A 19,301-nucleotide genomic window follows, 5' to 3' on the forward strand; every position below is an offset into this window, starting at 1 on the left:
GTTACTGCAGGCCCATTCGGCTGGTGCAGGCCGGCCACGCGCCCCAACCCTGCCGGGCCCGGGTGACTTCGGCGATTGCGATCTGCTCCTCGCGAGTGGCGAGATCGGCACGGGGCGCATACCGGAGACCGCCTTGCCGTTCCCAGGTGTTCTGGTCGAACTGGATCCCGCCGTAGAAACCGTTCCCGGTATTGATCTGCCAGTTGCCGGTCGACTCGCATTGCGCGAGTCGATCCCAGGTGGCGCCGTTGGCCACCGGCGGGACCTCGGTGCCCGGTTTCGCCCCGACCCGAACGACTTTGGGCAAAGCTGGAGTGGTGACGGTCGCCGCGACCTGACGTCGGCCGACCTCCTTGCCGTCCACGAACTCGACCGCGAACGTGACATCCTGAACCCCCGGCGTCCCAGGATGTTCCTCCACGCGGCGGCTCATGTTCAATGTCGGATCCTGGATGAGTTGCTCCGGCGGATCCACCGGAAGGGTCTCGACCCTGTTCTCGACGCGGTTACGCGTCACCACAATCTGGAGGCCGTCGGTGAGCGGTGCGCTCGCCGCCGGCTCGACCTTGTCGTCCTGCACCAGCGGCGCGTTTTGCGTCGCCAGCAGATCACCCACGGTCGGTGCGGCCACCCGCACCTGAATCGGGGTGCCCGCGCCGTCGGTGACGGTCACGGATCGCGGCGTCAGCACGGTGAGTGCTGCGCCCTGCAGCGGAACCTGCTCGTCGCGCGGCCGGTCGGTCCAGACCTCGGGCGCGATGTGCAACTGGTCCAAAGCTTCTCGGACGGTGAGTCCGGTGGTCGACACGGCTCGGGTCCGTCCGTCGACGGTGAGTGCGACCTCGCGCGCCCGCCGCAGCGCGATGGTGTCGCCGTCGGCGATGTGGGCGTCGGCGGCCGGGGACACCACGTCGCCGCTGCGCATCTCATACCCCGCCGCGGCCAACGCGCCGGCCACGTCCCGCCGCATCGTGCTGAGCGGGATCGACTCGCCGTCCAGCTCGACGGTCACGTTCTTGTGTTGCGCGATGGCCAATCCACCGCCGGCGGTCAGCGTCGCCAACGTTCCCGCGACCGCGGAGTAGAGCAACGGAGACCGCGCCCTGTTGATCCGATGCAACGCCGACATGATCACAGCACGATAACGGATCGGTCTGGTTGCGACAACCCCGGCTGCGGTCAGCCCGGTCCGGGAGCGGGATCTTCGCTGGGTGGCGGGCCGGCCGAGCGGTAGACCCGGCGCGCGGTCGCGGTGACCGCGCGGGCCAGCTCGGCCGGGTCTTCGCCGCGCACGGCAGCGAGTGCCCGGACCGTGTACGGCAGGCAATACGGCTCGTTCGGGGCGCCCCGGAACGGGTGTGGGGTGAGAAACGGCGCGTCGGTCTCGACCAACAGCTGGTCGGCCGGCACCAGCTTCGCGGCCTCCTGCAGCTCCTGCGCATTACGGAAGCTCACCGTGCCGGCAAAGCTGAGCACGTAGCCGGCGTCGACGCAGGCCAGCGCGGTCGGCGCGGTCGAGGAGAAACAGTGGAAGATCACCACGTCCGGCGCACCCTCGTCGGCGAGGACTGCGAGCACGTCGTGGTCGGCCTCGCGGTTGTGGATCATCAGCGGCTTGCCGAGGCGCTTGGCCAGGTCGATGTGCCAACGAAACGCCTCGATCTGGGCGGACACACCGGCGCAACCGTCGAGCCGATCCAGCCAGTAGTAGTCCAAGCCGGTCTCCCCGACCGCCACCACCCGCGGATCGCCGGCCAACCGCTCGATCTCGGCCCGGGTTGTCGCATCGAGGGCGTCGGCGCGGGTCGGGTGAATCGCCGTCGCCGCGAGTACCCGCGGATTCCAGTGCGCTGCGGCGACCGCGAAGCGGGCCGAGTCGAGATCGTCGGCGACCGTGACCAGCTGGCCCACACCCACCGCAACCGCCCGATCCACGATCTCGGCAACCCCGGCCGCATCGACGGCACCGCAGGCGTCCAGGTGCGTATGCGCGTCGAACAGCGGCGACAACGGCTCCGGCGGCGCCGGTCGGGCGGGCTTGGACGCACGGTCGCGTGCGCCTGCGGAGCGTTCGGCCACGCCGATAGAGTAACGACACCATGGAGAACGCAGCCAAGCCTCCCTTCTACCTCACGACCGCCATCGCGTACCCGAACGGGGCACCGCACGTAGGTCACGCCTACGAATACATCTCCGCCGATGCGATAGCCCGGTTCAAGCGGCTGGACGGATACGACGTCTTCTTCATGACCGGTACCGACGAGCACGGGCAGAAGGTGCAGCAAGCGGCACGCAGGGCGGGGATCCCGGTCACCGAGTACGCCGCGCGCAACTCCGACGTGTTCCAGCGACTCGACGAGCAGCTCGGCATCTCCTACGACCGGTTCATCCGCACCACCGATCCGGATCACGCCCGGTCCTGCAGCGCCATCTGGCAGGCGATGCAGGACGCCGGCGATATCTATCTCGACACCTACGCGGGCTGGTATTCGGTGCGCGACGAGGCGTTCTACACCGAGAACGAAACCAGCCTGACCGAGGACGGCAGCCGGGTGGCGACCGAGACCGGCACCCCGGTGACCTGGACCGAAGAGTCCAACTACACGTTCCGGCTGTCGGCCTATCAGGATCGCCTGCTCGATCTGTACGAACGCAAACCGGACTTCATCGCGCCCGGAACCCGGCGCAACGAAGTGATCAGCTTCGTCTCCGGCGGTTTGAAGGATCTCTCGATTTCCCGGACCACCTTCGACTGGGGCATTCCGGTACCGGACGACCCGGACCACGTGATGTACGTGTGGGTGGATGCGCTGACCAACTACCTGACCGGTGCCGGGTACCCGGACACCGGGTCGGACCGATTCCGCCGGTTGTGGCCGGCGAACCTGCACATCGTCGGCAAGGACATCATCCGCTTCCACTGCGTGTACTGGCCGGCGTTCCTGATGTCGGCCGGGATCGAACCGCCGGAGCGGGTGTTCGTGCACGGGTTCCTTTACAACAAGGGCGAAAAGATGTCGAAGTCGGTCGGCAACGTCGTCGACCCCCGCACGCTCGTCGACGACTACGGCCTGGACCAGGTGCGGTACTTCCTGCTCCGGGAGATCTCCTACGGCCAGGACGGCAACTACAGCCACGACGCGATCGTCACCCGGATCAACGCGGACCTGGCCAACGAACTCGGCAACCTGGTGCAACGGTCACTGACGATGGTCGCGAAGAACTGCGCCGGCGTGGTACCCACGCCCGGTAGATACACCGACGACGACCACGCACTGCTGGCCGCCGCGCACGGTCTGCTCGCCCGATGCCGCGACGAGTTCGATGCACAACAGATGCATCTCGCGCTGGAAGCGATCTGGTCCGTGCTCGGCGAGACCAACCGGTACTTCTCCCGACAGCAACCCTGGGTGCTGCGCAAAACGGACCCCGCCCGCATGGCGACCGTGCTGTACCTCACCCTGAGCGTGCTCCGGGTGGTGGGCACGCTGCTGCAGCCGGTCATGCCCGACTCCGCCACCCGCATCCTCGATCTGCTCGGCGTACCGACCGATCGCCGCACCTTCGACGATCTCGGCAACCTGCTCCCACCCGGCGCGCCGCTCCCCGCGCCGAGCCCGGTCTTCCCCCGCTACGTCGACGAGGCAGCGACCAACCAGGCCTGATGTCGGTACCACGACGATGGCGTGGCCTACTCTGGAGCTCGGAAGCGACCGCCGAGGAGAGCGCACATGATCGTCTTGGCTCAGGTCAGCGATACGCATATCGACCTCGGCGAACGCAACACCGAACGAACCCGGCGGGTCGCGGCCTACCTCGATGCGATCCCCGGCCGGATCGATGCCGTCGTGGTCAGTGGCGACATCGCCGATCACGGCGCGGTGGCCGAATACGAGCTCGCCCGACAGCTGTTGCCGAGCCGCCATCCGGTGTACCTGATGCCCGGCAATCACGACAGCCGCGACGCGTTGCGCCGAGTCCTCCTCGGCAGCGAAGGCACCGGGCCGATCAACCAGATCCACCAGGTGGGCGAGCTGACCTTGCTGCTGGTCGACAGCTCGGTACCGGGCCAGTCCTGGGGAGCGCTCACCGACGAGACCTACGCGTGGCTGGCCGACGCGTTGGCCGCCGGCAGCGGGCCGGTGATGGTGTTCCTGCATCACCCCCCGGTTCGCCTGTTCAGCCCGTTGGTCGATCCGATCCGCTTGGTCGGCGACGAGCAGTTCGCCGACCTGCTGGCCGGCAGCGGCCGGGTGGTCGGCGTCGCCTGCGGGCACGCGCATACCCCGGCGACCACGGTGTTCGCCGGCGTCCCGTTGGTGATCGGGCCGAGCGTGGCCTCCATCCTGGCCCCGCAGTGGGAAACCCGAGAGTGCCCGATGGTGGATTACACCTCGCCACCGGCACTCGCCTTTCACGTCGTGGACGACACCGGCCGGCTCACGACGCATTTCCGTACCGTGTCGAAGCGATTCACCGAGAACGCCTTCGATCCGGCACTGGCGCCGCGGTCCTGATCCGGCACTGGCACCGGGTGCCGATCCGACACTGGCACCGGGGTGCCGATCCGACACTGGCACACTGGACCGGGTGACCGACCGAGCCGAGCCGCGGGGCACCGGACCGCTGCGGCCGGTGGAGTATGCCACCGGCGCAGTGCTCGGCGGTCTGGTGGTGGCGCTGGCCGTGGTCGCGTCGGTCGTCCCGTTCGCCGGGGTATTGCAGCTGCTGGAGCCGGTCCCGTTCGGGATCGTGGCCGTACGGTATCGCGCCCGCACGATCGTGGCCACCACGGTGGCCGCGGCCGTCTCGGCCTACGTGGCGGCCGGCGCGCTGGCTGCAGCCACGGTGGCGAGCGCGGCAGTGTTGGGCGGAATCATCGGCAGCGTGCGGCGGCAACAGCGCGGCGCCCTCACCATGCTCGGCTACGCGATCCTCGGGGGTATATCGCACGGGCTGTTCGCAGTGGGCATGTTGTTGCTGTTCAGCGAAAGCCGGACGCTGCTGCTCGACTCGATCCGCAACAGCGTCGCCGGGATCGTCGCGATCACCGAAAAGATGCCCGGCGGAGCCGAGTCGGCGGCGCGATTCACCGAGCTGACCGAGACCCTGTTGCACTGGTGGTGGGCCTGGATCGGTTGTTCGGTAGCGCTGTTCTTCGTCCTTGCCACGATCGTGGCCTGGGCGGTACTCGGTGCCGTGTTGGACCGGCTGACCTGGCTCCCCGGCGTCGATCGGTTGGCCGCGCCGCCCGACGACCGACCGGTGGACCCGCTGCCGATCCAGCTCGCCGGAGTTCGGTACCGCTATCCGGGCAGTGCGGTGGAGGCGTTGCGCGGAGTCGACCTGACGGTGGGGACCGGCGAATTCCTCGCGGTGGTCGGCTCGAACGGGTCGGGCAAGTCGACCCTGGCCCGGGTGCTGGCCGGCCGCCAGCCGACCGCCGGCACCGTCGCCCGTCCCGGCGCTGCGGGGCTGGGCCAGGCCGGCGGCACCGGTGTCGTCCTGCAACGACCGGAAAGCCAGACGTTGGGGGTGTTGGTCGCCGATGACGTGGTGTGGGGCCTGCCGCCCGGCACCGATACCGATGTGGACGGGTTACTCGCCGAGGTCGGCCTCGGCGGCCTCGGGAATCGTCAGACCACGACGCTGTCCGGCGGCCAGCTGCAGCGGCTCGCCGTGGCCGCCGCACTCGCCCGTCGACCGGCCCTGCTGATCGCCGACGAGGCGACCGCGATGCTGGACCCGCGCGGCCGGGCCGAGTTGGTGGCGCTGCTATCCGCACTCCCCGCCCGACACGGAATCACGGTGGTCCTGATCACCCATCACGCGGCGGACGCGGCGGCGGCCGACCGGGTGATCCATCTGCGTGACGGCACCGTCGTGGACAGTCCCCCGCGGTGGCTCCCGATCCCGGCAGCGCCACCGGTCCCGGCCCGGCCGAGCAGCGGTACCGGCGAGCCGTTGCTCGTGCTGCACGATGTGCACTACACCTACGATTCCGGCACCCCGTGGGCTGCGCCCGCGCTACGCGGACTCGAGCTGAGCGTGTGCCGCGGTGAGGCGGTACTGGTGATCGGCGACAACGGATCCGGCAAGTCGACCTTGGCCTGGGTGATGGCCGGCCTGATCACGCCCGACCGGGGCAGCTGCCAGCTCGCCGGAAAACCGATCGCGCGGCAGGTGGGCCGAGTCGCGTTGGCTTTCCAGCATGCGCGGCTGCAGCTGCAGCGGCGCACCGTCGGGGCCGAGATCGCGTCGTGGGGGTTGAACCCGGGATCCGGTGCCGTCGGCCGCGCACTCGACGCGGTGGGGCTCGATCGTGCCCTGGCCGGCCGTTCGATCGACGAGCTCTCCGGCGGTCAGGCCCGCCGAGTCGCACTCGCCGGAATTCTTGCCGCCCAGCCGCAGATCGTCGTGCTCGACGAGCCGCTGGCCGGACTCGACCCGGCCGGCCGGGCCGAAATCGTCGCGCTGTTGGCCCGGCTCCACGCCGGCGGGCTCACCATGGTGATCATCTCGCACGACATCGACGAGTTCACCCCGATCTGTAACCGAACGGTGCGGCTGGAGTCGGGCCGGATCGCCGCCGAACCGGAGCTGCTCATGAGTACCGTCGGCCGAGCCGGCTCATGAGTACCGTTCTGCTCCGGCAGGTGCCGGGAACCAGCGTGGTGCATCGGCTGTGGGCCGGTACCAAGCTGATCGGCGTCGTCGTGCTGGGTCTGCCGCTTGTCTGGTTCCCGATCTGGCCGGTACTCGGGATCACCTTTGCCTGTTTCGTATCGATCTGCGTATCGGCGCGGATTCCGCTCACCGCATTGCCCCGGCTGCGCTGGTGGTTCTGGGCAGTGTTGCTGGGGTACGGCCTGATCTACCTGCCGGCCGGGCTCGACGCGGTGTCGAGTTACGCCCGGCTGGTGGCCTTGGGCCTCCTGCTGGTCGGTTCGGGATTCTTGATCGTCTGGACCACTCCGCTGAACGAGGTCGCGCCGGCGTTCGCCACATTGGCCGCGCCGCTGCGCCGGTTGCGGCTGCCGGTCGACGAGTGGGCGGTCACCATCGCGCTGTGCCTGCGCGGGCTGCCCCTGCTGGTGGACGAACTGCGACTACTGCGCGCCGCGCGCCGGTTGCGACCGCGCGGGGCCGACCGGACCGGCCGGAACACGCTGCTCGCCGACCTGGCCACGGCCACACTCGCGGTGGCGACGCGGCGCGCCGGCGAGCTGGGTGAGGCGATCACGGCGCGCGGCGGGACCGGGCAACTGACCGCTGCGGTCCGCGGACCGACCTGGCGTGATGCGGTGGCACTGACCGGCCTGATCGCCGTCGCCGGGTTCGAGTTGTGGCTTTACCTGGTGCTCGGTGGGTCGTCCGGCTGACCGGGCGCCGCCGCCCGCTCGTCGCGCAGACCGCGCCACGAGGGGTGGCGCAGTCGACCCGATCCGGTCCACTCGGCGAAGCGGACCACCCCGGCCAACCGCGGGTCCACCCAGACCGCATCGGAACGATCGTCGGCCGGCAGCTCACCGACGAACGGGCTGGTCGAGCGGCGCAGCGGGGCGAGCCGTCGAGCCAGATCGGCCAGCGCCGCGTCGGTGAAGCCGGTGCCGACCCGACCGACGAACCGGACGCCGGCGTCGTCCGGCACGCCGACCAGCAATGCCCCGAGGGTGCCGGCCCGCGCTCCCCGGCCCCGCCGCCAACCGCCGATCACCACGTCGGCGGTGCGCCAATGCTTGTGTTTCAGCCAGTCCGGACTGCGTTTGCCCGCCAGGTACACCGAGTCGTTCCGCTTCCCGACGACACCTTCCCAACCGGCGGCGCGACTGGCCGCCAATGCCTGCGCGCCGGTCCCGGTAAGCTGCGGCGGCACGGTCAGCGCCGGAACCGCCGTCGCCAGCGCCTCGAGTATTCGGCGCCGGTCGCGGTAACGCTTGTCGAGCAGGGACGTGCCGTCCAGGTACAGCACGTCGAAGGCGAGGAACTGCGCCCGGGTGCCGTCGGCCTGCAAGAGCTCGAAGTCGGGCCGGCCGCGCGGATCGTGCACGACGACCTCGCCGTCGAGCACCACCCGATGTTCGGCCAGCGCGGCTGCCAGTTCGCCCAGGCCCGGGTACCGATCGGTGACCACGTTGCCGGCCCGGCTGCGCAGGGTGAGCGCGCCGCGGTCGACCTCGACGATCAACCGGTATCCGTCCCATTTCGCTTCGAAGCTCCACCCGTCGGCCGGCAATTCGGCGACCGAACCCGCGGTGGCGAGCATCGGCGCGAGGCTGCGGGGCAACTCGGCCTCGGTGCTACCGGCAGTGCTCTCGTCGGCAGCGTTCTCCTCGGCAGCGCTCGGATCGGCGGCGGCTTTCGCCGGCTCGTTTCGAGGCGACATCAGGTGCATCAGCCAGTTCTTCCCGCCCGTCCGGATCAGCGCGTACCGTCCGTCGACCCGCCCGCCCCGCAATGTCACGATCACCTCCCCCGCGTCGAGTCGCCACTTCTCGGTCGCGTACCGGCCGGTGTCCCAGATCGTCATCTCACCGCCGCCGTACTCCCCGCGCGGGATCGACCCGTGGAAGGTCAGGTACTCCAACGGGTGATCCTCGGTCCGCACGGCCAGCCGGTTCCGGGTCCCCGACGTGGGCACCCCCTTGGGGACCGCCCAGGACACCAGCACGCCGTCGCGTTCCAGGCGCAGGTCGTAGTGCAGCCGGCGGGCGTGATGTTCCTGGATCACGAACCGATCGTCGGCGCCCGGGGTGGGGACGGCGGCGGGTATCGGCTCCGGCGTCCGACGCGAATCGCGTTTCGCGCGATAGTCGGCGAGCGCGTCCGGGCCGGACCCAGCCGGAATTCCCGCGCCCGACGACAGCGGCGGATCCAACGCGTGGAGCAGGTCGCCGTCGCTCGCGACCCGGGCCAGCACCTCGGGGAACTCCAGGTGCGATAGCTGTGCGGGATTTTCGATCTCGGCCCAGGTACGCGGTGCCGCGACCGTCGGCCGCGGCCGGCCGCGTAACGAGTACGGCGCGATGGTGGTCTTCGCCGGGCTGTTCTGGCTCCAGTCCAGGAAGACCTTCCCCGTGCGCACCGCCTTGGCCATGGTCGCCGTCACCAGCGTGGGATGCAGGAGCTCCAGATTTGTGGCGACCTGGCGGGCAACCGTAGAGGCGCCGTCCGGGGACAGCCGCCGATCCAGCGGCACGTAGAGGTGGATCCCTTTGCTCCCGCTGGTAACCGGGTAGGCGACGAGTCCGATCTCGGCCACCATGTCCCGAACCGCGATCGCCACCTCGGCGCACTCGGTGAGTCCGGCGCCCTCCCCCGGATCGAGATCGAAGACCAGCCGGGTCGCGGAGCCGATCTCGTCCCCGGCGAAACGCCACTGCGGCACGTGCACCTCCAGCGCGGCCTGCTGGCCGAGCCAAGCGAGCCCGGCCGGTGTGGTTACCACCGGGTAGCGGGTATCGCGGGCCTTGTGTCGGATCGTCCGCCACTCCAGCCAGGTCGGGGCGTGTGGGGCCAGATTCTTCTCGAAGAACGCCGGCTGATCCACCCCGTTCGGCCACCGCTTGCGAGTGACCGGACGACCGGCGATATGCGGTAGCATCGCCGCACTTATCTGCACGTAGTAGTCGATCACGTCGGCTTTGGTGGTCCCGGTCAGCGGGTAGAGCACCTTGTCCAGGTTGGTCAGCTCCACTCGGCTGTCGCCGAAGGTCAGACTGGTCGGCATAGACAAACCTTGCCCGACACATTTCGGCCGGGCAAGATGAATGCAGTGCCCTTCACCCGGCCTGTCCTCCGCGTACGGCGTGGCGCCATCATGTTGGCGCTGGCCGGTTCGCTGGCTGCCGCTTGCGCGGCAGATCCCGCTCCACCGGCCGAGTCGTCCTCGACGAGCGATCCGGCCGGCCGGATCACCTCCCAGATGAACTGTGGCCCGGATAGCGGCAAGTCGGTGCATCCGGGTGTGCTGACCATCGCGACCGACGATCCGGCCTATCCGCCGTGGTTCGTCGACAACGATCCGGGCAACGGCCGGGGATTCGAGGGGGCGGTCGCCCAGGCCGTGTGGGAGCGGTTGGGGTACAACCGAGATCAGGTGGCCTTCGTGAAGGTGCCGTTCACCAGCGCACTGGAGCCGGGCCCCAAGGACTTCGACTTCGACATCAACCAGGTCACGATAGAACACAGCCGCCGCGCCGCGATCGACTTCTCGGCGCCGTATTATCAAGTCGCCCAAGCGGTCGTCGCCTTGTCCGGTTCACCGGCGGCCCGGGCGACCACCCTGGCCGAATTGGGCGGGTTCCGGCTCGGCGCCGCGGACAACAGCACCAGCCTCAGCGCGGTGACCGACACCATCCATCCGGCCGCCGCCATCCCGTTTCCGACCACCGACGACGCGAAGGCCGCGCTGATCGACGGCCGGATCGATGCACTGGTGGTCGACATCCCCACCGGCTTCCAGATCGCCGGGCACGATATCCCGAACAGCGTCCTGGTCGGCCAGTTTCCCCGGCCGAACGACGTCAGCGAGTTCTTCGGTCTGGTGCTGCAGAAGGACAGCCGGCTGACCGAATGCGTGTCTGCCGCGCTGGAGTCGCTGTATCAGGACGGCACGCTCGACCGGTTCGCCAAGAGCTGGCTCGCCGACACCACCGGGGTCCGGGTACTCGAGTAGGAACGATCATCGGCTCGATCCGACGGGTCAGTTTCCGGCGGCCCGAGCGCGGGTCGCGTTCACGTACACATTGGCGATCTCGGCCGGGTTGCGGGTGATGTAGCTGGTGCCGTCGGTCGCGCTCGCGATCTGCTGCAATACGCCCGCGTCGGCATCCTCGGTGATGCCGATGGCAATCACTTTCACCGGCTTCGACGGGTCCTGCTCGCGCCGAAAGGTGTCCAGCAGTTCCGGCAGCGTGATCGAGTTCGCATCCTGATTGGCGCCGTCGGTGACCAGCACCACCACGTTCGACGCCCGCGGATCCCAGCCGTCTTTCAGCCGGCGCCACGCCGCCAGGACCGAGTCGTACAGGCCCGTTCCCCGGTCCGAGACCAGATTCGGCAGCGTGTGGTTGGCCACTTGCAGCTGCTCACGCTGCGTGGTTCCGTCGACCGACGCATCCAGTCTGCGGACCGGTACCAGCTCCCGCCAGTCCTGGCCGATCCCGTCCAGATCGGTGGAGAACGCCCAGAGACCGAGCTGCGCGTTGGCCGGGAACAACGCGAGTCCGCGATCGCCGGCCTGCACCGTGAGGTCGATCCGGCTCCCGCCACCGGCGTCGGCGGCCATCGACCCGGATACGTCGACGACGAAGATGCCGCGGCTGGGCAAGGCAACAGCCGCATAGCCGCGCAAGGTTGTCTCCAGCAGAGCCGGGTCGACCGCACCGAGCAGGTTCACCTGCCCGACACCACGCCCGTCGGCGAGCGGGGACCGGTCCGGCGTCCGCAAGCCCGCCTCGGCCAGCGCGGCACGACCGTCGTCACCGGCCAGCGCCGCAGCCAGCGCCGCAGCCACCGGTTTCGCCGCATCGTGATTCGGGCCGGCCGGCTCGGTCACGGCGATCGGATAGTCGAGTGCGACCGTACCGGTTGCCGGGACCACGCCGACCAGGCCGGCATCCGGCACTCCCCGCAGGTATTGCACCAGCTGCTGCTCCGATGCGACCGTGAGCCCACCACGACTCTGGACCTCGGCCAGTCGCCGGTCGAGCGCCGCCGCATCCGGATTCGCAGCCTGCGCCTGCGCAAGTGGAATCAGCGCCGCGGACAACCGGTCCGGCGTGTTCTTACCCAGTTCCAGCTCGGCCAGGGCCCCGACGATCGGGCCGACCGAAGCGCTCTCGCTGAGCGGATCACCGAGTGCCATGCCCGGCGTCTGCAACGTGTCTTGCCAGGTCGGCAGCGTCGGTCGGTCCTTGTCCCGAGCCACGACGACGACCGGCGACGTCGCCACCGACTGGTTGGCGACGTCGATCAGCTGGCCGGAATGCCGACCCGCCGAGGTCACCCACACGCTGGAGTCCGGAATCCACAGCGCCGGTGCGCCCGGGCGATCCAGCGCGGTCGCCACCACCGCGGACGGGGTGGAACTCACCTGCAGCGCCGCGCAACCCAGATCCTCGACCGGGGTCCGGTCGATCACCTTCGCCACCGCCGGCTCGATACTCGGGTCTACTGCCAGCGAATAGGTCCGAACCTCGGAACATCCGCTGGTGATGCGATAAGTGGCATAGAGGCCGCCACCGACCAGCAGCACCAACGCCGCCCCGAGCAAGGCCAGCTTCAGCCACGCCGGTCGGTCCTTGGCCCGCAGCAGCGTGCCGCCGTGCCCGTAGCGCATTTCGGTCCTCTCCGGCCGACGCCGAACGTGCCCGAGAACACATCACGTCGACCACACAGACGAAGTGCGCAGATCGTACCCGGGGTGTTGCGACACGTCGACACCGGCAGCGTCACACCCGGCATAAACACTGCTCTACGAACCAAAGGTACGATAACTATAAATTAACTGCTGCTAGGTACAGCCCGTCTGGCAGGCTTTGTAGGCACGATCAGCGACTCGGGCAGGTGGTGCTCGCCACGACCCCATCGAATCGATCGGCGACCCAGTCGACGGCAACGGGAACATCCCGCGGATCGGCGTGCAGGCCGTCCGGTCGGCTTCGCAGCTCGATCACGTCGCCCAGCGCGCAGGCGCGCTCGACCGCGGCCCGGGTCCATTCCGGACGCACGATGTTGTCCCGCTCGTCGATCAACACCAGCATCGGACCGCCCGCGGGTCGCTTCGGCAGGGCTCGGTCCCGCAACCACGTCCCGATCCGCGCCCGGTCTTGCGGGGTACGCGGCTCGCTGTCGGCCGGGCGGAGGCCCAACGCTATATCGATCTTGTTTGCGGCCGCCGGTGTCGTGCAGCTCACCAGGGCTTCGCGCTGGGCGGACAGCGCGCCGTGCAGATAAGCGTCCGGGTCCAGTTCGGGGTGCGATACCGCCAGCCCCGACACGATCAGCGGAAGAAACATCTGCTGCGGCACGCTGAGTACCGTGCCCGGTTCGGCGACCGGCGAGACGTCGGCGGCCGGCGACAGGTTGGCCGCGCCGACGAAGTCGAGCCCGGCCGCATACCCCGGCGCCAGCTCCGCCGCCGACCACGACGCCTGTCCGCCTTGTGACTCACCGAGCGCAGCCCAGCGATTCGAGGTCTCCGGTACCGCAGCCTGTGCTGCGCGGACGATATCGATCAGGTTGTAGCCGGCCGTATCCGGCTCGAGATACGGGTGCGGGCGGCCGTTCCCGAGCCCGTCGAGGTCGCTGACCGCCACCAGATAACCGCGCTCGAGCAGCGGAATCACCAGATCGATCGACCCGAGCAGGTTCGGGTATCGGGACGGTGCGCAGTCGTCGGTACCGCCGGTGGTGCCGTGGCCCACCGTGACCACCGACCGACCACCCGCCGGCGCCGGCCCGGCCGGGACGAAGACGATGCCGGTCACCTCTGCCGGCGAACCGTCCACCCCGGACGTGGAGCGGTACCGCAGGCGCAGCGCGGTCGCACCGAGCGCGGCGACCCGGCGATCCACGTCGGCGACCGGCTCGGCGGCGACCAGCGTTCCGTGCTCGGGTGCGGCCACCGGTGGACCGGCAGTGCTGACGACCACCGAGTCGGACCGATCGGCCGGCGCCTCGGTATCAGCGGTGCACGCCGAGACGACGGCGATCAGCAGAACGACACCGAGCCGGGCCGGGCGCAACAATGTGATCTAGGACGCAGGTGGTGCCGGCTCGGCGGACGCTGCCGGCTCGGACTTCGCCGCCGATTCGGCGGACCCTGCCGGCTCGGCCGGCGCAGCTGATTCGGCGGGCGCAGCCGGCCGGTCGACCGCGCGCTTGGCCGCGTCCTGGGCCTTGTCGATCTGTCCCGAGTACTTGCCGCCGGTCTTCTGATCGACGAGATTGCCGGCCTTGTCGATCGCTTGGTCGACCTGGTCCTTGTGCTGCTCGGCCAGGTTCCGGGCCTTGCCCACGAGGTCACCCAATCCGCTCATCGCCACTCCTGTCGTCGATCACGGCCCGAGTCATCCGACTCGACGCCACCATTGCTCCGACTCGGTCGGTCGAAGCAGGTCCACTCGCTGCCCGGGAAGCGGCAACGTCAGTTCGGTACCAGCCGCCGCCGCGGCCGCCACCAGCCGTTCGACCGGCTCGGCCCACGAATGCAACGCCAAGTCGAACGTTGCCCAATGGATCGGCACCAGCGTCCCGTGTCCCGGATCGCCCTGGTTCAGGTCGGCGTGGGCTTGCACCGCTTCCTCGGGATTCATATGGATATCCGGCCACTGCGCGCCGTAGGCCCCGATCGGCAGCAACGTGAAATCGAACGGGCCGTAGGTGGCGCCGATATCGGCGAACGCCTTGGTGTAGCCGGTATCGCCGCCGAAGAACACCCGGTGTTCCGGTCCGGCGAACGTCCAGGACGCCCAGAGCGTGGTATTCCGGAGCAAACCGCGGCCGGAAAAGTGCCGTGCCTCGGTACAGCTGATCGCGACGCCGGCCACGGTGGTGGACGATCCCCAGTCCAGCTCGACGATGCGGTCGTCGGGAACCCCCCACCCACGCAGGTGGGCGCCGATCCCGAGCGGCACGACGAACGGCATGCGCTGCTGCTCGGCCAGGGCACAGATGGTCGGCTTGTCCAGATGGTCGTAGTGATCGTGCGAGATCACCACCGCATCGAGCGACGGCACCGAGTCCAACGGCGCCGGAACCGGGTGCAACCGGGCCGGGCCGATCAAGCTGGACGGCGACACCCGCCGGCTCCATACCGGATCCACCAGGATCCGGCGGCCGTCCAGCTCGACCAGCACGCTGGCGTGCCCGTACCAGGTTGCGGCCAATGCTCCCGCCTCGGCCGGCACCACCGGGGTAGCCAGCGGCACCGGGCCTTTCGGCCGGCCGATGGAACCGCGGGTGAGCATGGCGCCGATCAGGCCCGGCGCCGAACCCGGCGCCAGTTGCGCACTCGGCTCGGTGTTGTGGAACCGGCGATCCCGGTAGTTCACCGCGCTGGCGGCGTAGGGCTGGATCGCGGACACGGATGCGCCGATCGCGGACGGGACTTCCCACGCTGCACGGAACAGCCAGGCCAGCCCGGCCGCACCGGAGGCAACAGCGATCGCGCGACCGGCCGTGGCGGCAATCGAGGCGATCGAAGGTCGGAGATTCACCGCACCCACGATACGTGGACGCTGCGACGGTGCCGGGATCTCATCGACCGGTGAATCGTGGTTGCCGGCGTTCGGCCCGAGCTTGCTGCGCCTCCTGCGCGTCGGCACTCCGCCAGGCCCGCAGCAACCCGTCCCACTGCTCCGGCGAGTCGGGCACGCGGGTGCCGTCGTCGTTGAGCGTGAGCTTCAGATGTTGCAGCGACAACGGCGCGAGTGCAGCGATCTCCTGCGCCCAGCGTTGCGCGTCGGCGAGCGTACCGAGCTGGTTGGCGAAGCCGCACGCGAGCGCATCCGACGCCGGCAGTTGTTGGATGCCGAGCAACATCCCACGCGCCCGGCTGGGCCCCACCATCGCGCACAATCGGTGCACCGTCCACCTGTCCACGGTGATTCCGATTCGGGCTGCCGGGATCTGGAAGTAGGCCTCCGGCATGACAACTCGTAGGTCGGCGGCGATCGCCAGCTGGGTTCCGGCGCCGATCGCCGGTCCGTTGATCGCGGCGATCACCGGCAGCGGGATCGAGTCGATGGTGTGCATCAGCCGGAACAGCCGTTCGGTGAACCGTTCCGAGAACACCTCGGTGAGGTCGGCGCCGGCGCAGAAGGCACCGCCGGTGCCGGTCAGCACCACGGCCCGGGCGGTCGACTCCGCGGCCCCCTCCAGCGCCTCCTGCATTGCGGCGATCAGACTGTCGTCCAGTGCATTCCGCTGTTTCGGCCGATGCAGCGTGAGGGTCACCACATCGCCGTCACGGACGCTGCGCAGAACCATGCCGGTGTCCTCGGTCATGCTGCCACCGTCGCTGCGGTCGACGGCCGGGTGGCCGGGGCGATGCTGCGACAGCCGGTTTCCGGCGCAATCCGGACCGCTTCTCGCGCCTGTTCATCGGGAACCTGCCGAACCCCGGACCCCAGGGTTCGAACTCGGGATACATAGCCCGCCGTCGTCATCGCGACCTTCCCTCCACCGCCACCTTGATCGATCGCGGCCGAGTCTACTGAGCGGTAACCAGCAGCCGCACCGAACTCAACCCCACCTCGAGCGCTAGCCGACGACTCCCGCTGCCCGGGCCGCCGTCGCGACCGCCTCGGCAACAGCAGGCGCCACCCGCGGATCGAGGGGCGACGGAACGATCTTGTCCACTGCCAGTTCGTCGCGCGCGACGTCCAGAATGGCCTCCGCGGCAGCGATCTTCATCCCCTCGGTGATCCGGCGGGCGCCGGCATCCAGTGCACCTTTGAACACGCCGGGGAACGCCAACACGTTGTTGATCTGGTTCGGGAAGTCCGAACGTCCGGTCGCCACGATCGCCGCGTACTTGTGCGCGACCTCGGGCCGGATCTCCGGATCCGGATTGGACATGGCGAAGACGATCGCGTCCGGCGCCATCGTCGCGATCAACTCTTCCGCAATCACGCCCGCCGACAGCCCGATGAACACATCCGCGCCGGCCAGCGCCTCGGCCGCGCCGCCGACCAGGCCCCGCGGATTCGACCGCTGCGCCAGCTCGGCCTTGACCGTGTTCAGATCGGCGCGAGCTGCGCTGATGATGCCTTTGGAGTCGAGCACGGTGACGTCCGCGACGCCGGCCGCCAGCATGATGTCGGTACACGCGACGCCGGCCGCACCCGCCCCGGACACGACGACTCGAAGTCCCTCGATCGGTCGGCCCTGCACGGCCACCGCACCGTTCAACGCGGCCAGCACCACGATCGCCGTGCCGTGTTGGTCGTCGTGCATAACCGGGCAGTCCAGCGCCTCGATCACCCGCCGCTCGATCTCGAAACAGCGCGGCGCCGAGATGTCCTCCAGGTTCACCGCGCCGAAGCTGGGCCGCAGTCGGATCAGCGTCTCGACGATCTCGTCCGGATCTTTGGTGTCGAGCACGATCGGGATCGAGTTCAGCCCGGCGAACTTCTTGAACAGCGCGGCCTTACCCTCCATCACCGGTAGCGAGGCGCGCGGCCCGATATCGCCCAAGCCCAGTACGGCCGAGCCGTCACTGACCACGGCCACCAGCCGACCGGTCCAGGTGTAGCGGTGCACCAGCGCCGGGTCGGCGGCGATCGCACGGCTCACCTGAGCCACCCCGGGGGTGTAGGCGATCGACAGGTCGCGTTGCGTCTGCAGCGGTGCGGTGAGCTCGACCGAGAGCTTGCCGCCGAGGTGACCGTCGAAAATTTCCTCGTCGGTGATCATCGCGGACGAGCTCGGGGCGGTGTGCGGCGCTTCAGTCACGCAGGACACGATTTCACTCCCGCTCCGACCCGGCTCAGCCGGGTCCGGGTAGTGCACCGACGGCGCGAACACGCCCGACCCGGGCCCGGTCAGCCACCCCACCACTGGGTCCACAGCAGCAGCAGCGTCACCCCGAACACCGCGACGACCGGGAGCAGCGTCCGGACCCCGCTGCGACGATCCGCAATCAGCTGGCAACCGATCACCACGACGGCCGCGATCACATGCCAGGTGATCGAGGCCCAGCCCGGGCCCGGGAACTGCCGAGCGTCGGCGACGAACGCGGTTGCCACCACCACGATCGCCAACACCACGACACCGGCCGCGACGGCACCACTCAAACCTCGGATCAGGCTCAAGTCATGCTCCTTCGACGAATCCCCGGACCGAGTCGGCTACCAGCTGCACCGCGATCGCTGCGAGCAGCACGCCGGCGATCCGCGCTAGCAGGTTGATTCCGGCCACACCGAGCAGCCGGAGCAACGTCACCGAAAACCGGAGTGTCGCGAAATAGACGGCATGAGCAGTCAGAATCGCAGCAGCGACGGTCAAGTAGGAGATCAGTCTACCGTCGGCCGCACTCAGCCAGACGATCACCGCCGCAACAGCACCGGGGATCGCCCACGCCGTCCCGCCGACGCCGTCCCGACCGGTTGGCTCGCCCGCATCCGGCCGATGCAGCAAATCCCACGCAACCAGCAACAACACCAGACCGCCGGCGCCGGCGATCGCCGGGACCGCAACGTCCAGGTAAGCCAGAATCACCTGGCCGACGACCGCGAACCCGACGATCGGGATCAACGAGACGAGCGTGGCCCGGCCGGCCACCCGCAACCGATCCGGGGCAGCCGGTCGGCCACCGGCCCGGAGCAACTCCGCCGCCGCGCCGAGCGGGGCCATGACCAGGAGCAACACGATCAACGCGGTCCCGTACCGCATCGCATCCGGGGTCATGCGATCACGGGAACCCCGGTCGCGCGGTCCACGATCCGCTCGTACTGTTCGGCCGCCGTGCGGTATTCACCGAGCCGAACGGTCTTGTTGTCGCCGTGGTAGTCCGACGAACCGGTACGGATCAAGTCGAGCTCGTCGGCCAGCTCGGTCAGCATGCCGCGATCGGCCGGCAGATGATCGGGGTGGTCGATCTCCAGCCCGCTCAGGCCTGCCCCGGCCAACCGGCGGATGTGCTCGACCGACAGCAATCGCGCCCGTCGACGAGCCCGTGGATGCGCTATCACGGCGACCCCACCGGCGGTAGCAACCATCTGTACCGCGCGGTCCAGTGGGGTGTCCGCCTTGTCGACGTAGTATCGCCCGCCGTCGGCGAGCGGTCCGGCGAACGCCTCGTCGATGCTCGACACCACCCCGGCGGTGACCAGCGCGCGAGCCAGATGCGGTCGGCCCGGCGCCGGACCGACCGTGGCGAGTATTGCGTCCGCGTCGATCGGCAGTCCGTCGGCCTGCATCTTCGCCGCCATCGCGCGAAACCGCTCGACCCGCTCCGTGCGGAGCCGGGCCCGCTCCTGGGCGAACGCCGGCGCGGTCGGATCGAACAGGTAGGCCAGCAGATGCACCGGTACCGGTCGGCCGTCCTCCCCCTCCCCGACACAGGACAGCTCCATGCCTCGGACCAGCGCCAACCCGGCCGGACGGGCCGCCTCGGCCGCAGCCCAGCCGGCGGTGGTGTCGTGATCGGTGAGAGCAACCACATCCAGGCCTGCCGCAGCCGCCTTGCCGATCAGGTCGGCCGGATCGTCGGTCCCGTCGGACGCCGTGGAGTGGGTATGCAGATCGATGCGCACAGGCGACAGTCTCCCAGGCGCGGCGGTAGGATCGGT

General features: G+C 69.4%; 17 protein-coding genes. 5 read left to right on the forward strand and 12 right to left on the reverse strand.

Features of this window, described 5'->3' with window-relative positions:
- Nucleotide 1: 1 nt before the first annotated feature.
- Together KV203_RS14610 and KV203_RS14615 are read right to left on the reverse strand one after the other, a co-directional pair.
- Nucleotides 2-1,129: a resuscitation-promoting factor gene (locus tag KV203_RS14610; protein WP_066471437.1), complete on the reverse strand. Its 1,128-nt coding sequence runs from the start codon at nucleotides 1,127-1,129 to the stop codon at nucleotides 2-4.
- A gap of 50 nt (nucleotides 1,130-1,179) precedes the next feature.
- Nucleotides 1,180-2,079, reverse strand: a complete 900-nt coding sequence (locus KV203_RS14615; protein ID WP_174522060.1) for a TatD family hydrolase — start codon at nucleotides 2,077-2,079, stop codon at nucleotides 1,180-1,182.
- Nucleotides 2,080-2,099: 20 nt separating this feature from the next.
- Between KV203_RS14615 and metG the strand changes: the two genes are divergently transcribed.
- The 4 genes from metG (at nucleotide 2,100) to KV203_RS14635 (ending at nucleotide 7,382) form a co-directional block, all read left to right on the forward strand.
- Nucleotides 2,100-3,665 (forward strand): methionine--tRNA ligase, encoded by a 1,566-nt coding sequence (gene metG / locus KV203_RS14620; protein ID WP_066471155.1) that lies wholly within the window; start codon nucleotides 2,100-2,102, stop codon nucleotides 3,663-3,665.
- Between the two features lie 66 nt (nucleotides 3,666-3,731).
- Nucleotides 3,732-4,517 carry a metallophosphoesterase gene (locus KV203_RS14625; protein WP_066471158.1) on the forward strand — a complete coding sequence of 262 codons (786 nt, stop codon included), beginning with the start codon at nucleotides 3,732-3,734 and terminating at the stop codon, nucleotides 4,515-4,517.
- 73 nt (nucleotides 4,518-4,590) lie between these two features.
- On the forward strand, nucleotides 4,591-6,636 hold the full coding sequence (locus KV203_RS14630; protein ID WP_083530099.1) for an ABC transporter ATP-binding protein: 2,046 nt from the start codon (nucleotides 4,591-4,593) through the stop codon (nucleotides 6,634-6,636).
- The gene (locus KV203_RS14635; RefSeq protein WP_066471161.1) at nucleotides 6,633-7,382 is read left to right on the forward strand and encodes a CbiQ family ECF transporter T component; all 750 of its coding nucleotides are present in this window, start codon (nucleotides 6,633-6,635) and stop codon (nucleotides 7,380-7,382) included. Before KV203_RS14630 ends, KV203_RS14635 begins: the two co-directional genes overlap by 4 nt.
- Here the strand turns inward: KV203_RS14635 and KV203_RS14640 are convergent.
- Nucleotides 7,352-9,730, reverse strand: a complete 2,379-nt coding sequence (locus KV203_RS14640; RefSeq protein ID WP_066471164.1) for an ATP-dependent DNA ligase — start codon at nucleotides 9,728-9,730, stop codon at nucleotides 7,352-7,354. The genes KV203_RS14635 and KV203_RS14640 overlap by 31 nt on opposite strands.
- Nucleotides 9,731-9,766: 36 nt before the next feature.
- Here KV203_RS14640 and KV203_RS14645 point away from each other — a divergent pair, with 36 nt between their 5' ends.
- Nucleotides 9,767-10,678 carry an ABC transporter substrate-binding protein gene (locus KV203_RS14645; protein WP_066471167.1) on the forward strand — a complete coding sequence of 304 codons (912 nt, stop codon included), beginning with the start codon at nucleotides 9,767-9,769 and terminating at the stop codon, nucleotides 10,676-10,678.
- A 27-nt stretch (nucleotides 10,679-10,705) separates the two neighbouring features.
- Here KV203_RS14645 and KV203_RS14650 read toward each other — a convergent pair whose 3' ends face one another.
- From KV203_RS14650 to KV203_RS14690, 9 genes are all read right to left on the reverse strand, one after another.
- A complete protein-coding gene (locus KV203_RS14650) occupies nucleotides 10,706-12,343 on the reverse strand; it encodes a substrate-binding domain-containing protein (RefSeq protein ID WP_157079827.1) in 1,638 nt (545 codons plus the stop codon).
- A 211-nt stretch (nucleotides 12,344-12,554) separates the two neighbouring features.
- Nucleotides 12,555-13,751, reverse strand: a complete 1,197-nt coding sequence (locus tag KV203_RS14655; RefSeq protein ID WP_246600171.1) for a lipase family protein — start codon at nucleotides 13,749-13,751, stop codon at nucleotides 12,555-12,557.
- 9 nt (nucleotides 13,752-13,760) lie between these two features.
- Complete coding sequence (locus tag KV203_RS14660) at nucleotides 13,761-14,045, reverse strand: antitoxin (RefSeq protein ID WP_083530101.1); 285 nt, start codon at nucleotides 14,043-14,045, stop codon at nucleotides 13,761-13,763.
- 30 nt (nucleotides 14,046-14,075) lie between these two features.
- Nucleotides 14,076-15,173, reverse strand: coding sequence for an MBL fold metallo-hydrolase (locus tag KV203_RS14665; protein ID WP_066471450.1), 1,098 nt, complete (start codon nucleotides 15,171-15,173; stop codon nucleotides 14,076-14,078).
- 91 nt (nucleotides 15,174-15,264) lie between these two features.
- On the reverse strand, nucleotides 15,265-16,014 hold the full coding sequence (locus KV203_RS14670) for an enoyl-CoA hydratase (protein ID WP_066471177.1): 750 nt from the start codon (nucleotides 16,012-16,014) through the stop codon (nucleotides 15,265-15,267).
- Nucleotides 16,015-16,269: 255 nt separating this feature from the next.
- Nucleotides 16,270-17,424, reverse strand: coding sequence for an NAD(P)-dependent malic enzyme (locus KV203_RS14675; protein WP_169797510.1), 1,155 nt, complete (start codon nucleotides 17,422-17,424; stop codon nucleotides 16,270-16,272).
- Nucleotides 17,425-17,552: 128 nt separating this feature from the next.
- Nucleotides 17,553-17,822, reverse strand: a complete 270-nt coding sequence (locus KV203_RS14680) for a hypothetical protein (RefSeq protein ID WP_066471180.1) — start codon at nucleotides 17,820-17,822, stop codon at nucleotides 17,553-17,555.
- Between the two features lies 1 nt (nucleotide 17,823).
- Nucleotides 17,824-18,417, reverse strand: a complete 594-nt coding sequence (locus tag KV203_RS14685; RefSeq protein WP_066471183.1) for a MarC family protein — start codon at nucleotides 18,415-18,417, stop codon at nucleotides 17,824-17,826.
- A complete protein-coding gene (locus KV203_RS14690) occupies nucleotides 18,414-19,265 on the reverse strand; it encodes a PHP domain-containing protein (RefSeq protein WP_066471186.1) in 852 nt (283 codons plus the stop codon). Before KV203_RS14690 ends, KV203_RS14685 begins: the two co-directional genes overlap by 4 nt.
- Nucleotides 19,266-19,301 lie beyond the last annotated feature (36 nt).

Source organism: Skermania piniformis (assembly GCF_019285775.1).
Classification (GTDB): Bacteria; Actinomycetota; Actinomycetes; order Mycobacteriales; family Mycobacteriaceae; genus Skermania; species Skermania pinensis.

Coding starts and splice junctions, on each gene's coding strand:
- KV203_RS14625 (WP_066471158.1), top strand. CDS start 3,732: ATGATCGTCTTGGCTCAGGTCAGCGATACGCATATCGACCTCGGCGAA.
- KV203_RS14670 (WP_066471177.1), bottom strand. CDS start 16,014: ATGACCGAGGACACCGGCATGGTTCTGCGCAGCGTCCGTGACGGCGAT.
- KV203_RS14645 (WP_066471167.1), top strand. CDS start 9,767: ATGAATGCAGTGCCCTTCACCCGGCCTGTCCTCCGCGTACGGCGTGGC.
- KV203_RS14635 (WP_066471161.1), top strand. CDS start 6,633: ATGAGTACCGTTCTGCTCCGGCAGGTGCCGGGAACCAGCGTGGTGCAT.
- KV203_RS14685 (WP_066471183.1), bottom strand. CDS start 18,417: ATGACCCCGGATGCGATGCGGTACGGGACCGCGTTGATCGTGTTGCTC.
- KV203_RS14610 (WP_066471437.1), bottom strand. CDS start 1,129: ATGTCGGCGTTGCATCGGATCAACAGGGCGCGGTCTCCGTTGCTCTAC.
- metG (WP_066471155.1), top strand. CDS start 2,100: ATGGAGAACGCAGCCAAGCCTCCCTTCTACCTCACGACCGCCATCGCG.
- KV203_RS14640 (WP_066471164.1), bottom strand. CDS start 9,730: ATGCCGACCAGTCTGACCTTCGGCGACAGCCGAGTGGAGCTGACCAAC.
- KV203_RS14675 (WP_169797510.1), bottom strand. CDS start 17,424: ATGATCACCGACGAGGAAATTTTCGACGGTCACCTCGGCGGCAAGCTC.
- KV203_RS14660 (WP_083530101.1), bottom strand. CDS start 14,045: ATGAGCGGATTGGGTGACCTCGTGGGCAAGGCCCGGAACCTGGCCGAG.
- KV203_RS14650 (WP_157079827.1), bottom strand. CDS start 12,343: ATGCGCTACGGGCACGGCGGCACGCTGCTGCGGGCCAAGGACCGACCG.